The following is a 15,925-nucleotide window of genomic DNA, read 5'->3' as shown; positions in this document are numbered from 1 at the left end:
CGAGGCAATCGCTCGACTCAAGGCGTTTAGCAGTGCTCACTGGCGGGCGGCGATGGGCGATCCGGCGATGGCCTAACCAAAAGGCTCTGTCCAGCCCTCGCTGATTTTTTCAGCAAACCCTATTTAGTTATCTGAAGCCTTCACCTAAATTTTCGCACCACTATTTGAGTAACATATATATTATTTTTATTTGAAAAAACCTAGATTCTATTTTTTCTGCTTACCAAGCGGTAGGTTGTTTCTTTGCTAGATTTTCCGGCTACATTTTCAACGACTCCATTGTCTTTTAATATTTTCAAGGTTTTGGCTTTATAATAATCTGATTTAAATATTTTTCTTCGATCAATCTCGTAAGAAGTTATTTCATTATGCCTGTCCAAGTAATCCAATAGAACCTCTGTAGAGTCAGGGGTTTTCTCATTAGGTATGACAACCAATACACTATTCTCTTGCTGCTTTATACGCGGATACATTAGTCCAGATTCACGCATTGCATCGAACGCCGTGTTAAGACCTTCGCCAATATCTTTATTAGGAGGATTCTCGAATTTATTAATGATCCTCACTAAAGTACCATTTCTGGAAAATCGTTGGCTCAAAATATTTTGAATGGTTATATAACCTGGCAAAATGCCAGGGCTTTGAACTTCTACTCGGTTATTGAAGATGCGGATCTGGATATCGTCTTTTATGGAATAGTCCCGATGCAACACAGCATTTGTAATGATTTCGTGAAGAGTCTCTAGGGGATATTGAACCTTTTCTCCCGAATCGGTATCAGGTATTTTTTCTATCATCTCTTGAGCTATATCTACTGCTTTATAGATTTGTTTATATAAGCACCCTTCTATAGATAGAGGATTGACAACCATATCTTTTCTTTCAGGAATATCAGCTGATGTGCTGTAGCGAATAATTTTCACTCCGCACCTATCAATAAATGCTTGAGGGTAATCACTAAAAAGTAGTATACTACTAACTTTTGGTTTACCTTCCTCTACTAAGTTGTTTTTTCTTAGAAAATCCTCTGGATCCATTTCGAATCCGGCATTAACAAGAAACTCATAAATTATGTCAGATTCTTCAACCTGTTTCAGATCAACATTCATTGGAAAATCTTCATGACTATAAGCACCCTTATTTAGCTCTAAACGTCTTATGTCATCGTGAGTTTTTAATTCTAAATTTTGAGCACTTCTTCTCTTGAAGACTTTCTTTTCCGGAGTATATATTACCTTGTTCGCTTTGTTGATGATCAATTTGAGGACAAGTCCGTCTTTACCATATTCTAAAAATTCAGCTACGTAGTGACTGTTGAGGTACAACATATCCTCGACAACTTGAATGAATGGATTGGCTTCTTCTTCATTTGCAAAACCACTCCACTTGAATTCGCCTTTTTCCTTTATTTCTTCAATGCCAACATATATCTCACCACCATCAGCATTTGCGAACGCGGATACAGTTTGACAAAGCTTGCTAGGCTTAATCCTTTTATCTTTGAAATCAATCAAGTGAGCTTCTGTTCTTCCAAGAAGCTTTAGGTAAGCACTATATGAGAGAGTTTTTCTTGTAAAATTAGCCTTCATAATTGTTCCCCTTATAGCTTTGAAATCAAAATTTCTCCTTAAAGTAGCTATAAGCTACCTCATAATCAGCTTCTCGATCGCACTGGCTAAAGGGCAGGTAGAAGGTTTTGGTGACGGTTTGGAGGCCATCGTCTATCTGCCAACTCACCATCAGGGGCGATTCGCCGTCCCAGGTTTTGCGGGCTTCGCGTACCTCTTTGCCGTCGGCGGTTTTGCGTTGGGTGCTGGGCAGTAGGCGGCAGTGGGCGTCATATTCGTCGGCGATTTCGTATTGGTGCTTGCCAGGGACGTAGATGGTCTATAGCTTGTCGAGGGTTAGGGCTGAGGGCTAGGGGGCTACGAGTACGCCGATATGGCCTGTGCTATCTGCTCGTCACGGGATTTGGAGGTGGATTGCAGGTAGTAGAGGACCTGGCGACGGATGTTGTCGGCGAGGTGGTCTGGAAGCATGGGGGCTGAACCGGGGGCGTTTACTTAGGGTATTCACGGATCTCGCTCCTCCGTCAGGGTACCCAGAGTTTTTATAGAATTCAATTTCACAAACAGATACTCGTAATATTTTCTGGGTAATTATCACGAGCTCAGCACCAACCCGTATTGAAGGGCTCGAAACCTTTGCACTAGGCGATTAAAGGCATCATCCCAGTCCGGTTCGCTGGTGGGCACAAATCTTGGCAAACAGTGGTCTTGCTCCTCCAATATTTCGTCTACAATTTTCCGTACTTTAACTAAAGCCAGGCCGTCCTCAAATAGCTGTTGAATATCCTTACCAATGAGCATTACGGGGATGGCCTCCATCTCGATTCCCCCAGCCCCTATTTCGTCGAGCAGTTCGCTAAACACTCGTTCATCGTCCTGATAATTATTAAGAATTGTCACCACATCGTCGAGATCTTTGTTTTCTATTCGCTCATGCCAAGCTAATAGCTTTAGAGCAACGACAACGGCGAGGTGAGGAACTCGAATTTCAACACCTCCGAACTCTCTAAGGCTTGAATTCTCTAGGGCCTCTTCTAACCCCAAAACACTCATTAGATTGTTGTCAGACCATCGAATTTGATATTTAACATCGCTAATTTCCCCAAAGGGCACAAGATCAACTTCTGCACCTGATCCTTTGTGGATGAGGCGATGCTGAATGTTAGTCTTCTTGAATCGGGCAGTTTTACCATTGGTCATGGCGTTGACTAGTGCTTCAAAATTAGACCACTCGTCTAATCGAACAGCAAAGTCCCAGTCGCGAGTAGCTCGGCCTTCAATTCCAAATTGGTTGTCAAAGACAAAAATTCGTGCTCTGGCTCCAATCATCAACATCGGAATCCCTAATTCTTCGACAATTCTAGAGATATCTTGAAATAAGAGCGAAATATTGGGTTCTTCCAAGGAATGTCCTCCCTAGCATCAGGGTTAAGCTGTTAGGTATTCAAACTGTGCTAGCACGATTGCTCCCAAAACCTTTCAGCAAAGGCTTTGCAGAAGTCATCGTGCAATTTAGATGCCCAGAAGCTTAGAGTGCCCTTTTTGAGGCAGAAATGCGCTTAGCCAGATGGTCATCGAAGAGGCGTTGGGCAGTTTCCTTAAGCCGCTCGTCAGTTCCTAATGAGAGTTCGGCATGTAGCAAAAGGGGATCAGCTAAGTGAGGAAAACGGCTGTTTTCCCAAGCGTTACAAGTGCCGAATTGATTGAGAAACGTGATTGGCCCGTTAGGATCTGGCATCAAACGCAACTGAGCCGCAATGGTACGATAATTTGCCTCTTGGGAAATATGAAAAACAGCATTAATTCCCTTCAGGTATTGTGTTGCTAGACCAGCGCCCAATTCTCCACCCACTAGAAACCCTAAAGGGTCTGCTTGATCAATTGCTTTGTCAAAAAAATCTGACAGGCTCAGATTATTTGCATGACGAAACCGACCCACAAATAGATAGTTTCGTAAAGATTCGGCGTAACCGATTTCCCATCTTTCTAAAAGGCCTACGTAATCACTGACTCTAAATTTTTGGTTGGGTAAACGTTCAAGATAGTTCAGGGTACAAAGCTCTCGAACCCTACGCAATACATGTCCTTCTCCCTTAAAGCCAGCGAGCTGAGTGATTTTTCCTGGGGCTTTCTCCAGGATTTCGGGTCGCTGAAGAATGACGTAAATGATTTTAAGATGGGTAGAACCAATTTTAATGTTAGATGCAGGTTGAGGCTTAGCGGTGTCTTTTTGAATTAGAACATACAAGAATGGATTGCTGAGATAAACAGCACCGCTGGCATCAATGAACTCAATTCCGGAATCAATCAATTTTTCAATAACCGATTGCGAGAAATCATCACCAATTAGAAGGTTACGCTGACCAGGTTCTAGCCGCTGGCGATATATCTCAAGTTGCTTCAATACATCGTCGTATGTTTCCAGGCTAACGTTGGACTTTACCTCAACAACGTACTCAATTTCTCCCTGAGGGCTGTGAAGTGTGACTTTGCCATCAGCGATCAGCCGTTCTGACGCGAACGGCTCTTCTACGGCAATAGCCTTGATCTGGGGAAGACGATTGAGATATTCCAAGCCCCGCCTGAGCAGAGGGTGTTTAGGGCGTCTCATAGAAATTATCTCGATGAGTGAAGACTACGTCATCAGGGCGTTTGTGTTTCGGGTCGCAGAAGGCGGGCATTACATCAAACACTTCCATATAGAAATGATACTCTCTGGCCCAAGGCTCTACTCTTCTTCGCCCTTCACCCCATACTTCTCTTTGAAGTACCCATATGCCACTTCGTAATCACCCTCGCGGTCAACACGGCTAAAGGGTGGATAGAAGGTTTTGATGACGGTTTGGAGGCCGTCGTCTATCGCCCAGCTTACGGTGAGGGGGGTTTCGCCGTCCCAGGTTTTGCGGGCGTCGCGGAGTTCTTTGCCGCCAGCGGTTTTGCGGTGGGTGCTGGGTAAGAGGCGACCGTGGGCGTCGTACTCGTCGGCGATTTCGTATTGGCGCATGACGGGGAATTGCACGCGGTAGATGGTCTGAAGTTCGTCGAGGGTGAGGCCGAGGGCGATCGCAACCAGCACGTCGATTTCGAGGAGGGCTTGGCGGCGGGCGAAGTCGCTTCGGAGGGGGGAGTGCCATGTCCACTGGTGGGGGGTGAGGGCGGGCCAGGGGGCTTCGTAGGGGTAGGTTTTAGGCGGTGGTGGGGTGGGGTCTTCGTTTTGGATTTTCCAGGCTGCTGCTGCGTTCACCAATATCTCGCTTGGGCTGGCCCATTGGTCTTGGGGTAGGCCGGGGAGGGCGACGGAGGCCCAGAGGTCGGCGTAGTGGGTGGTGAGGGCGTTGAGTCGTAGGCCGCGATGCATGATAGGCGTGAGCCAGGGATCGGAGATTTTAGGGAGGATTTTAAGGTCTGCTTCTCGAATATTGGAACGGCCTGTAGCCCGAATTAGATAATCATCCAGAATTGAAAAACTAGATGCAGTGAAGCCTAAAAGGTCTTCTAGCTTTTGGAAAGTGACTGAAAAAACACCGTCAATATGAGTTGTTCCTAGAGGCAAGACAGCAGTAATCATGGAGCGCTCGGTACTCATACTTGCCATCTTGCGATTCATAAATCGGTAGGTAGACGTGACAGGCTCACCCTCAAACCGGGGGATTTCTTGTTTGAAGGTCGTAAAGTCACCGTCTTTGTTGCCAGGGCGGTAGACTGATCGTGGCAAATACCCAGCATCCAGGACGCAGAGGTCAATGTCGTCGTAGGCACCTTTAGAGTTACAGCGCGTTCGAGGGTTTTTGTTGAGCGGGGTGCCCACAAAAAAATGGGGGCCGCTGACTACCCATTGCGAGGTATCGGTGGGGGCAAAGCTAGGGCTATCTTGCCGGGTGAGGATGCCGTCTCGCTGGCTGTAGCTTTCGTCAAACATTACGGTGGCGTAGTATTTGCCGCTGAGTGAGGGCAACCACTTGGGCGCTTGGCTAATTTTGTCGATTACCGACACCAGTTGTGTTGTGTGAACCTGGGGTAAGCGGGCTTCGGTGATAGACACTGTCTCATTTTCCAGCAGTGCATGGAAGGTATGTAAAGTCGATTCTGTAACCGTGACAATGCGATCCTGATGTCCTCGAACTTCCCAGTTACCATCATCAGTTTTCAGGCCAGGAATCGGATCTTCAAAATTTTTGTGGTTTCTACAACCTGCAATAGTTGTAGGCGAATAGAGATTCACAAGCTGTAGAAAATCAATATATGAGGGCTGACTGCGATAAATATTTAGGCTGAAGTCTGCTTGATCGCCCACATCCTTGAATAACAAATGCTCATTCTTGAAATGAAAATGGGCTTCAAGACGAGGATAGTAAGCATCTCGCAAGCGTCCACCCTTGGCGTCGTCATATGGCCCTTCTTGATGTAGCAATCCACCAAAACCGTTTTTGCCCAGCAAGCCCCAGCTTCGTACCACAAAGTTTTTGTAGAGGTTAGTTTGGCTACCCCGCAACGCCTCATACATGCGGTGGCAATTCAAAAACACCACGCTGCCCAGGCTCAGACGTTGGGCATTCAGGTATTCAGTTCTTTGGGAGGGTGGGTCGATCAGAGTTGTTCGGTCTTGGTTAAAGTCGGCACTGCGGGCTTCTCTCACCCCTAGTAGCGGGTCAAAGTCGCACAGCAGCGAAGCATCTGCCCAACTAACTTTTAGCCAAGGCGGATTTCCCAAAATTACAGCAAAGCCTTTTGACTGGTTAGCGTATCTGCCTAAAATCTCTGGAAACGCCAGTTCCCAATGATTGAACTTAGGGGACAGTGCTAGATAGTTGTGGTGTTGGTGAACATCACCCGAAATCTCTCGGCTCACCCGATACCAGGGTACCGCATTCCCCAACACCTCCGCATCCAGGGCATCGGCGGCGGTGGCGCGTAGTAGTTCGGCTCCATCAAAGTTGAGGCGAAACTGTTTGATGTTTAGGGGTAAGGGCTCCGGTTCCCCTTCTCCTTGGGGAGAAGAGGTTAGGGGATGAGGGCCAAGCAACAACTGCGCCGCTTCCAAAAAGTCCTCCCGGCTGGGCAACGCCCCCACCTCATCCAACGGCCAAAAAAACAGGGCACACCAGGAATCCATCAGCAGCTTTAGCCGTTGAAAACTGCCGGAGGCCGCTTCCAGGCTGGCTTTCACCTGTTCTTGTAGAGCCAACTTGAGGCCGGGTTCTGTGGTAGGCGGGTGAGGCCACACGCTGGCAGGGCACTGGGTTTCGGCCAGGGCAGCCTGGCGTTCTTCGCTGTAGCACTGCTCGTGGGCATCGATCAGGTCGCTCACCGCCAGGGCTAGATCCACCTCCGGCTCCGTCCAACGAGCCTTCACCCCATTGCGAATCCACAGCTTCGCCCGGTCAGATTCCTCCCGCTGATACTGCCGCACCAGGGCATCCCCCGCCGTGGGCACCATATCTGGGTCAAACACCAGGTAGTGGTACACCTCGTGAGGCTGACGAGCTTCCCCCGGCTTGAGCTGGCGCGGCTCCACCGCCTCATCGCCGCTTTTCAAGTGTTGGCCGCTCAGCAATTGCGCCTTCGTCCACACCGCCCGCCGCGCACCGATCAGGCTGTTGCCCGGTCGCAGGCGCAGGCCGAACCAGGGCGTAGCCCCACGGGTGTAGCGTTGTTCCGGTAGGGGCGCACTGTTGTGCGCCCCTACATCGGTTAATTCCGCATTCCTCACCCGGTGCATCGTATTCAGCCACAGCGACAGCGCCCCCAGTTCTACCGCCGTGGGGTTGAGGTCTACGCCGTAGAGGTTGCGGGTGGTGATGTAGTGGCGGGTGCGGCGCAGCTCGTCGGGGTAGTCTGCCGGGTCGATAGAAACGCCGAGCTGCTGCTGCTTTAGCTCCAGGTAGCGGGCGGCCAGTTGGTTCGCCGCTTCGTTCAAAAATGCGCCGCTGCCCATGGCCGGTTCGCACACCGTCAGGGTGAGAATTTTGTCGGCATCGGCGGGGGTGTAGTCCTTCAGCAGGGGGCGCAGGGTTTCTTCTACCAGACACTTGGTCAGCACCTCCGGCGTGTAGTACGAGGCAGTCTGCTCCCGGTCTAGCCCCGACAGGTGCAGAATGAATGAGCCCCTAGGGTAGATGCGGGGTTTGCCATCGGGCAGACGTTCCACTTCATCTTTTTTGAATTCCTCCAGGCGCTCCTGGGGCACAAACCAGGTTTGGGTCTTGGTCTTGCCAAAGTCATCCTTGGCCCGCTTCACCTGAATCAGGTCGTTTTCGGCAAACATCCCCGAAAACGACAGCAACCCCTCATACACCGCCCCCAACTGGTTAATGCCCAGGTCGGCATAGTTGACCCGGCCCGTGGTGCGGGTGCCGCTGTCGTAGCTCAGCGACAGGCAGCGAATCACCCGTTGCAGGCAGTCATTGGATAGCTGGGTCTGGGCCAGCAGGGGGGTGGCCTTGGGGTCAAACAGAGTGGCCGTCAGCGGTGGAATGGTGAAGGTGCGGGTGGTGCCCGCCAGGGAGAGCAGGCCCTGATCGGGGTTGGCCTCGGCCTGCTGAGGATGGAATCCCTGGTGGATCAAGGTAAACAGGCGATCCAAATGAGTCTGAAAGTAGCTGCCCTCGGCGGCCTGCTCCGACAGGGGCACCAGTTCCAAATCCCGCAGGGCTTCTAGGCTGTAGCCCAGGCGATAGGCCCCATCGTTGATCGGCAGCACCCCCAGCTCGGCCCCGTGGGCCTCGGCATAGAAGCAAAAGATCAGGCGGTAGACGTAGGTGAGGGCTTCGTGGCGCAGTTGTTCGGCGGTGACCCGCTGGGGGCCATCAAGCTCCTGGTCGTCGAGGGCCAGCTCACCGGGGTTGACGGAGGTGATGGAGCGTTTGCGGCGGCGGCGATCGCGCACCCACTCGTTGGCCAGCAGCTCGATCGCCTCCCGCACCGCCGCTTGCAGGTTTTCTGTTACCCCGTGGGCCAGCTTGTGGCTCTGCTCCTCCAGAGTGTCGTGGATCAGGTCGGCAGATTCGCCATCGGGGGCCAGGGTCTCCCGTGCCAAAAAGGTAGCGAGTTGTTCAAAGGTGGTGGTTTCGCTGCGGCCAAAGGCATCGTCCAGATCAAAGGCCAGCCAGCGACCGTTGGCAAAGGTTTTGCGATCGATCAGCAAAATGCGGCTGCCCCCCAGCAGCAGCACCCAGCGGGGCGGCTCCTCGGTCTTGAAGACTTCGCCAATCGCCCTAGTCCAGTCGCCCTGTACCAGCGGTTGACTGGACTCAATGCGCTGGTCGGGTCGGGGGCTGGCCTCCAGGGGGTCTTCCGTGGCGGCCCCATCGGGCAAACTGCCATCGGGGATGCAGAACAGGCTTTCGCAAATGACTAACCAGGGCTGGCCAAACCGCTTCAGCACTCCCAGCACCGGCACCACCCCATGCCCCCCTTCTACAAATAGGTCTTGCCGCTGAAGGTGGTCGTAGCCCAGGGCCTGCATCAGGTACCCGTGCCAGGCAGCGATCTCTGGCCCAGCAGTATGGCGCTGGGCCGGGTTGAGTTCTTCCAACGCCTGGGCCTTGGCGCGAAAGTAGCGCTGGCTCAGTTTTTTTAGCCGTCGCGGCGTGGCGTTGGCCCCAGACTCTCGCCATTCTTTCAGCAGATTTTTGGTATCTCGGCCAAAGGTGGTGTCGAGGTAGTGGGAAGAGTAATATTCACCGACGTTTTGAATGGCTAGGTCGAGAGGCATTGGGGGTGGGGGTGAATGGGCCGTGAAGGAGCGTTAATCGTTAGACAGGTCGTTGAGCATTTGGGCGATCGTCGGTTGAAGGTCTGGAAAGTCCTGCTTGATGGTGTCCCAAATGACCTGGAGATTCACCCCAAAATATTGATGAATGACCTTATCGCGCATGCCAGCAATGCTCTTCCACGGCACTTGGGCATATTTCTCTCGCAGGGGCTGGGGAATCGTCTTGGTAGCTTCTCCAACGATTTCGATAGCTCGGGTTACGGCATACACCGTTTTTTGGTCGACTTCAAAGTCTTCAAAACTCATGCCCGCCGTAAACTCTTGAACCGCATCAATGGCGTCAAGCATGTCTCTTAGGTAATCTTCGATTTGCCGAGAGGTCATAGGTAAACAACCTCTTCCAAAATGCGCTCTCCAAGGCGGGGCTTGAGCCCGTCTTTCATCACTAGATCGACTTTGCGGTTGAGTAGATCGCTGAGTTCATTTTCCAGCTGGCAGAAGGTCAGCAACCCAAACCGAGCCGTTGGGTCAAACTCCACTAAAACATCAATATCGCTCGATTCTGTTTGCTCACCCCTCACGAAGGAGCCAAAGACCCCTATTTGCCGAACGCGATACTTTTGCTGCACCTCGGGCAAGTGCTGACGCAGAATGGCTTGAATGCTTTGTAGTGTCGTTGTGGGTGGCATCTCACTGGGGGGCATACCCTAGTTCCTCAAGGTGACTTCAGCCTATCTCAAAGTTCTATTGTGCTAATTAGCTACTCCCTCAATCACCAGCAACAGGCGGGTAATGGGCGATTCGCCTGGCAGCAGGTGCATGTCGCGCCAGTGCTGCTTGCGGTCCTTGATGTATTTCTCCATGTCGTCACGTTCCTGGCGCAGGCGCTTAGCGGTGGCGCTGGTGGAGTCGAGGTCAGTCAGTCGGCGATCAATAATCTCCTGCCGCTTGCGTCGCCAGTCGCGCAGGCGGCGTTCTTCCTGGCGCAGCAGGGGCATGACACGACTCTGGCGATCCTGCTCCAGGGCTTTCAGGTGTTCGAGGCTGGCATCCACCGCCGCCGACAGCAGCAGCTGGGCCGATTGGGTTTCCGCCGGGCGGTTGATATTGGCCAGGGTCTCAAACCCAGCATCGCTGAGGGTTTGCTCTAGGCTGAGGATTTCGCTCTTGCCCTTGGGCAAAATTCGCACGGCATGGGCATCCACTACCAGGGGCGTGCCCGCCTTTGAGGGCACCTGCCCCATAAAGCAAAAGGCCAACTCCCCCGCCGCTAGGTGCTTAGAGGTAATGATCGGCGCTTCGCCTCGGGCAAACTCCATCAGCAGCCGCTCCACCAGCCACTGCATGATCGGGTGGGTTTCGCTGCACAACAGCTCCTTCGACCAGTAGCCCGAGGTATTGCGGGCGGCGGTAATCGCCAGCTTCACCCGTTCCACGTCTTCCGTTAGCCGAAACTGGTCATGGTCGGGCCAAGCTTCTTCGGGGATAGCCGTCGCGCCAAAAATCACGCTCTCCTTTTGGGAGGGCGACCCGAGTCGCCGCTTTAGGTCTGCTGGGGCAGTCAGGGTGACCATTTTGCCGGACTCCTCTAGGTCAGGGTAGTCGCGCTTGGTCTCTCGCAGCAGTTGGTAGGCCTCTTTGAGAAAGGCCATGTCGCGGTAGAAGCGGATGCGGGAAGAGGGGGCGGGTGGATGGGTGAGGGAGGGGGGTGGAATTTGGCCCGTTTCTCCTTCTGCCTTGTCTTCTGGCTCCTCTCCACCACCTAGAAGCATCGCCAAGAGGTCATCGTCGTCCTTCAGGTTACCGGCAGTAATAATCGACTCTAGGGCGTTAGCTTCAGCGTTAACAGTGGTATCAGTGCCGGTGCGTTTCTCCAGAACATTCTGATCGCCCGCTAGCAACCCCTGTTCAGCAATATACTCGGCCTCTTTTTCGGGGTCGTAGAGCATCAGCTGGCTTTCGCCAGAACGGGTGCTGCGGTTAATTTCTTCGACTTTTTCAATCAACCGCCCAAAGATAGCGGAGTCGCCGCTGAGCAAACCGTTAGCAGTCTCCACCATCAGGTAGCGGAGGATGGGCTGGTGGATTTGGCCGATGCGGTCTACCCGCCCGTTGCGCTGAATTAGGGTAATGATCGACCAGGGCAGGTCGTAATGGATGACATGGTGGCACTGGTGGTGCAGGTTGATGCCCTCAGAGGCGACATCGGTGGCAATCATGATCCGCACCGGGGCCGACTGGGTGCCAAAGGCTTCTACCGCCGCCATCAGGTGAATATCGGGGCAAGCGCCATTGATGGATGCGATCGCCTGTTTGGCCTGGTCTTCAAATTTCTCGCTGTGCTTGAGGTTGAAATGGGCGGCGATCGCCAGGGCCAGCGCCTGCTGGGTGGGCACGTACTCCGTAAACACCAAAATGCGCGGACTGTTGGCCTTGCCCGTCCAACCAATCGCTTCTAACTGCTCCAGCAGCAGCTTAAACCGGGATGAGTCCGTCAGAGCCAGTCCCTTCAAGGCTGTACTCAACTGCTTCAGGTAAGGAATTTCGGCGTTCTGAGGATCTTTTTGAGCCAGGCCATTGAGTCGTTTAGTGACGGTGCCCGCGCAGGACTCTGGGCTAGAAAGAAACTGCTTGTAGAGGCCGTACTGGATCAGCCGCTGGTTGCGCCAGTCGGCTCCCTTACCCAGGGCCTTTGCCTCCTTCGCCGCCTGACGCATTTCGCCTAACACGCCGTAGACCGCTTCTTCTGCCGAGGTGGCCTGGGTGGTGGTCTGTGCCAAGGGAGTAACGATGCGATCGGTCATCTGCTGACCAATCTGCCCCCGAATATCTTCCTTGAACCGCATCAGGTAAAAGCCCCGGATGTCGTCGGCATCGTACTCGCGGTAGCGGGGGTCAGGAATGGCCGAAGGGTCAAGCAGGGAGATCAGTCGCCCAAAGGTTTCCCGCTTGCCGTTGTGGGGAGTGGCGGTGGTCAGCAGCATGCTGTCGGTGCGGCGAGAGAGCAGACGCGCTAAGCGGTGGGCCTGGTGGTTCTCCGGCACGCTGGCCCCAGCTACATTGTGGGCTTCGTCAATCACCACCACATCCCAGCGGGTTTCTTCTAAAAAGTGGCGGTAGCGCCCGGCATCCTTCAGGGTGTCGATGCTGATGATGATGCGGTGGTAAACCTCAAAGGGGTTCTTATTGGTGGGAATCTTCAGCCGCAGCTTGGCGATGCCCTGGGAGTCGAGCCGCACCAGGGGCAGATTGAAGCGGTTCCACAGCTCCGCCTGAAACTGGGTCAGCATCGACTTTTTCGCCAGCACCAGGATGCGATCGGCCCGGCCCCGCCGCATTAGCTCCGTCAGCACCATGCCCACCTGGATGGTTTTACCCAGGCCTACCGTATCCGCCAGCAGCATCCGGGGCCGGAGCTGTTCCAGGGCTCGCCGCACCGTGGTGAGCTGAAAGGCCATCGGGTCAAAGGCCCCCAGCCCGTCCAAATCTGGCGTTTCGCTGGCCGCTGGCATCTGCCGCAGCTGAGCCTCTAGAAACAACTTGGCGCGGCGAAAGCCGTTGGAGCCATCGGGGACCAATTGGGTCTTTCTGGGGTCAACCGGCTCGATGCGATCAAGCTGGGTGAGAAACACCGCCTGATGCCCCCGCACCAGGTCATCCACCCCCACGACCTGCACAGCGTGCTGGGTGCCCGCGTCATTCGCGGCATCGACCCGCTGCACTAGCCACTCGGCATCTCGACAGAGCACTCGCATTCCGGGAGCAATGGACAGGGGGGATGCCATTAATCAAAATCCTCTGGGCTTAGGCAAAGCTCCTCTAACCCTGCCATACGCAGGCAGGCATTGAGCACTTCTACATCATCCTCAAAGCCAATGGGTGAGTCAAAGTCGGGGTCATCGTCGTCGGTTTCGACAAAATAGAGCATGGCCCCCTTCAGCCAGGGCATCGCCAGATCGGTCAGAGTAGGCCAGTGGCCGAGTAAATGGGTATAGGTGGTAGCGATCGCCTCTGCCAGGGCCACATTTACCATCGGGTTAGCCTGGGCTGCAAAGTGTGCCCGCTGGAGATGAGCCTGAACGCGATCGCCCAGGTAGGTCAGATCGATGGGGTCTGCTTGTTGAGCACATAGGGTAAGGGCATCGGTTAGGGTGCGATCAAGCCCATCTGGCAATACCAATAGATTGAGCTGCATAGGATTTTATATAAGACGGCAAGGCCGCAGTGGCCCCTGCTTAGCTTTCCCAAGGTCAAGGTTAATAACCGGAGATTACCCGCTGAATTTAGGGTTTTGTAGCGCGGAGGAGATGGGTTGGCCTCAATCAACTGTTTTTTTCCAAGTGGATAGTTTGGGATACTCTTTTGCTCTCGGTACTCAATGCTACGCCCCCTGTCGGGGACTTCGCGGAAAGGCCACACAGTATGCCAAGATCTTGGCAAAATTTTGAAAACCCTTGCGGGATAAGCAATTGAGGGCTGTGGGTTGATTTTGGTTAGCGTGGCCACCTGTGGTAGTCAATGAGGCTCCCGTCTCAGTCAATTCGCCGAGTCGTGATTGGGCTTTATGTACAGGCAGCGAGGCGCTAAACCCTTTACCCATAAGAGGTTTCGGGAATTAAGCGATAATTTGCAAACGACCAAACATGACCCGCAACGTCTGAAAGCTTTGGTATAGCTGCATTTCGCCATTCCCCTACCCCAAGGCTGGGCGTGGTGTGTGAAACGCGAAGCCACGAAACGGAGTGAAGTGGCGTAGCCCCCAGGGCGGCTCCCCCTGCTGCTCGAAGGAAGGCACCGATGGAGGGGCCGGATAGCGCAAGTCGTGATCAAGTCGTTGTTAAGTCGTGAATGAGCCCATCATCCTCAGCAGTCTCTCCTGTCAGGCTCTTTAGAGTCGTTATCAAGTCGTTATCAAGTCGTTATCAAGTCGTGAATAAAAGTGACCTAATGATCCGAAACCATCAAAACAGTGATGGTTTTTATCCAAATTCAAATGAAGTCGTTATCAAGTCGTGAATGAGTCGTGAATAAAAACGACTTAATTGAGAATTCTCAGATCCCAGGCCCAGAGCTCCAGCGATTGTCATGATGGCGCGATCATCGCCGAGGCTACTTTTCCAGGTTCTCCTGCCGGAGCCGGTGGAATTTCTCCGCCGCACTGTCGGCATAGCTCTTGATCGACTCATAGCCCGATTGGGGGCGAGTATCGTGGGTCAGCTCAGGGTTGCCCGAATACCACTCCGCCGCCACCCGCTTCACTGCCGTATTCATATCGTGGCCCGCTTGAATCTGACGCTGTAGAGCACTCTCCAGCTTGGCCCCCACGATCTGCTGCTGAATCTCAGGGTTCTGCAAAAACTCCTGGGGTGACACATCGCGGCCCAGCACATCGTAATCCCAGCCGCAGTTGCTCTTAGGTTTGCCGTCCCAGGAACAGTTGAGATTCTGCGGCATCACCTGCCCCAGGCCCAATGCCCCCGTGTCAGGGTTGACGGCAGTATGATCCCCGCCCGACTCCTTGGCAACAATCGCCCGGTAGAGCGCAATCGTATCCCCCAGCCGCTCATTCGGTTTGCGGCCATTCAGCGCCCAGACCAAATAACCCTTCTGCGGAGCCTGAGCCACGCCCCCTTGCAACTGCTCCCAGTGCAGGTGAGGGCCCGTGCTACCCCCCGTGTTACCCGTCTTCGCCACCACCGCCCCGGCCCGATGCTCACCCCCCTTGCAGTGGGACAGGTGAGCCGCCCTAAAGGTGATGTCAGGGAACGCCGAACTGGTCATATCCGCCACCGTGCCATAACCCTTGGGGTCGCTCCAGCAGCGCACCGACACCCGATCCCCCGCGTAGCCGATCGCATGAACCGACACCCCCTCCGGCGTCGGCAAGTCAATGCCCGAGTGCATCCGCATCTCTTGGTGGATGGGGTGCATCCGCAGGCCAAAGCCCGAGTTGACCGTGTAGCCCGCAATCACATCACCCTTGCTGATCAGGGCCTTGAAGTCATCGTCATAGAACCCAGCCACCGCCTCAGCCACGGCGCTGATCTTCCTGAACCTCGCCCCCCAAGTTTCATTGGTCTCCTGATCGACCATCACCCAGACTGATGTGGCGATCGCCCCCACGCAGCCCAGCTTGAGTACCAGCTCGCCCGCCTGCATCGCCGTGCCAATCACATAGCGCCAGGTCGGCGGCAACTCTGACCAGTGGGGCTTGATGTCCTTAACGGTTGAGTTCACTGTGGGTCACCTCCCCCTCCGACACCGACACATCGAGGGCCAGGCCGTTGTCCAAAGCCCAGCGGTAGACCCCGTTACCCAAAGCACAGGCAGGCTGTCCCAACCACTCCAGGGCCACAGATTCTGACTCCCCCACCAACGCCTTGCGCAGTTCCGCCTTAGTGGCATCGAGGGCAACCGGGTCAGGAGCCACTGCTACACAGGCTTGCAGACGACCATCGTTACCCTGCACCCTGGTCACCAGCTGCCACGCCGCAGGCTGGTGGGTGTTGAACCATGACCTCATCCCATAGACCGGGTTGTAGAACCGCCCCCGGCCCGGCTGATTGAGGTCTAAAAACGCGGCCCCGACGAACAACGCCGCCAGGGCCAGCAGGTACCGGGTTCTGATTTGCCAGAACAGCAT

Annotated in this window: 11 protein-coding genes; 1 reads left to right on the top strand and 10 read right to left on the bottom strand. The window is 53.8% G+C overall.

The window, feature by feature from the left end:
* Window positions 1-200: 200 nt before the first annotated feature.
* Complete coding sequence (locus VB780_RS16665; protein WP_323352293.1) at window positions 201-1,589, bottom strand: ATP-binding protein; 1,389 nt, start codon at window positions 1,587-1,589, stop codon at window positions 201-203.
* A 19-nt stretch (window positions 1,590-1,608) separates the two neighbouring features.
* On the opposite strand from VB780_RS16665, the gene VB780_RS16660 reads away from it, so the two are divergent.
* Window positions 1,609-1,824, top strand: coding sequence for a hypothetical protein (locus VB780_RS16660; RefSeq protein ID WP_323352292.1), 216 nt, complete (start codon window positions 1,609-1,611; stop codon window positions 1,822-1,824).
* 338 nt (window positions 1,825-2,162) lie between these two features.
* On the opposite strand, the gene VB780_RS16655 is transcribed toward VB780_RS16660, so the two are convergent.
* The 9 genes from VB780_RS16655 to VB780_RS16615 all read right to left on the bottom strand — a co-directional run bounded on the left by VB780_RS16655 (window position 2,163) and on the right by VB780_RS16615 (window position 15,925).
* Window positions 2,163-2,972, bottom strand: a complete 810-nt coding sequence (locus tag VB780_RS16655; protein WP_323352291.1) for a nucleotidyl transferase AbiEii/AbiGii toxin family protein — start codon at window positions 2,970-2,972, stop codon at window positions 2,163-2,165.
* Between the two features lie 124 nt (window positions 2,973-3,096).
* A complete protein-coding gene (locus tag VB780_RS16650) occupies window positions 3,097-4,179 on the bottom strand; it encodes a type IV toxin-antitoxin system AbiEi family antitoxin (protein WP_323352290.1) in 1,083 nt (360 codons plus the stop codon).
* 117 nt (window positions 4,180-4,296) lie between these two features.
* Window positions 4,297-9,282: a hypothetical protein gene (locus VB780_RS16645; RefSeq protein ID WP_323352289.1), complete on the bottom strand. Its 4,986-nt coding sequence runs from the start codon at window positions 9,280-9,282 to the stop codon at window positions 4,297-4,299.
* A 33-nt stretch (window positions 9,283-9,315) separates the two neighbouring features.
* Window positions 9,316-9,666 carry a DUF86 domain-containing protein gene (locus VB780_RS16640; RefSeq protein ID WP_323352288.1) on the bottom strand — a complete coding sequence of 117 codons (351 nt, stop codon included), beginning with the start codon at window positions 9,664-9,666 and terminating at the stop codon, window positions 9,316-9,318.
* Window positions 9,663-9,986 (bottom strand): nucleotidyltransferase family protein, encoded by a 324-nt coding sequence (locus tag VB780_RS16635; RefSeq protein ID WP_323352287.1) that lies wholly within the window; start codon window positions 9,984-9,986, stop codon window positions 9,663-9,665. Before VB780_RS16635 ends, VB780_RS16640 begins: the two co-directional genes overlap by 4 nt.
* Before the next feature lie 48 nt (window positions 9,987-10,034).
* A complete protein-coding gene (locus VB780_RS16630; RefSeq protein WP_323352286.1) occupies window positions 10,035-13,067 on the bottom strand; it encodes a DEAD/DEAH box helicase in 3,033 nt (1,010 codons plus the stop codon).
* The gene (locus VB780_RS16625; RefSeq protein WP_323352285.1) at window positions 13,067-13,477 is read right to left on the bottom strand and encodes a hypothetical protein; all 411 of its coding nucleotides are present in this window, start codon (window positions 13,475-13,477) and stop codon (window positions 13,067-13,069) included. The genes VB780_RS16630 and VB780_RS16625 overlap by 1 nt, the downstream gene beginning before the upstream one ends.
* A gap of 914 nt (window positions 13,478-14,391) precedes the next feature.
* A complete protein-coding gene (locus tag VB780_RS16620) occupies window positions 14,392-15,519 on the bottom strand; it encodes a peptidoglycan DD-metalloendopeptidase family protein (RefSeq protein WP_323352284.1) in 1,128 nt (375 codons plus the stop codon).
* Window positions 15,503-15,925 carry a hypothetical protein gene (locus VB780_RS16615; protein ID WP_323352283.1) on the bottom strand — a complete coding sequence of 141 codons (423 nt, stop codon included), beginning with the start codon at window positions 15,923-15,925 and terminating at the stop codon, window positions 15,503-15,505. Before VB780_RS16615 ends, VB780_RS16620 begins: the two co-directional genes overlap by 17 nt.

The sequence above is a fragment of the Leptolyngbya sp. CCNP1308 genome (assembly GCF_034932455.1).
Lineage (GTDB): Bacteria > Cyanobacteriota > Cyanobacteriia > Phormidesmidales > Phormidesmidaceae > Nodosilinea.
The sequence above is the reverse complement of the archived record's forward strand: the minus strand, read 5'-3'. Positions and strand labels throughout refer to the sequence as shown.

What these genes read in the sequence shown, in the direction of transcription:
- VB780_RS16665 (WP_323352293.1), bottom strand. Translation starts at nt 1,589, where the DNA reads ATGAAGGCTAATTTTACAAGAAAAACTCTCTCATATAGTGCTTACCTA.
- VB780_RS16650 (WP_323352290.1), bottom strand. Translation starts at nt 4,179, where the DNA reads ATGAGACGCCCTAAACACCCTCTGCTCAGGCGGGGCTTGGAATATCTC.
- VB780_RS16645 (WP_323352289.1), bottom strand. Translation starts at nt 9,282, where the DNA reads ATGCCTCTCGACCTAGCCATTCAAAACGTCGGTGAATATTACTCTTCC.
- VB780_RS16640 (WP_323352288.1), bottom strand. Translation starts at nt 9,666, where the DNA reads ATGACCTCTCGGCAAATCGAAGATTACCTAAGAGACATGCTTGACGCC.
- VB780_RS16635 (WP_323352287.1), bottom strand. Translation starts at nt 9,986, where the DNA reads ATGCCCCCCAGTGAGATGCCACCCACAACGACACTACAAAGCATTCAA.
- VB780_RS16630 (WP_323352286.1), bottom strand. Translation starts at nt 13,067, where the DNA reads ATGGCATCCCCCCTGTCCATTGCTCCCGGAATGCGAGTGCTCTGTCGA.
- VB780_RS16625 (WP_323352285.1), bottom strand. Translation starts at nt 13,477, where the DNA reads ATGCAGCTCAATCTATTGGTATTGCCAGATGGGCTTGATCGCACCCTA.
- VB780_RS16615 (WP_323352283.1), bottom strand. Translation starts at nt 15,925, where the DNA reads ATGCTGTTCTGGCAAATCAGAACCCGGTACCTGCTGGCCCTGGCGGCG.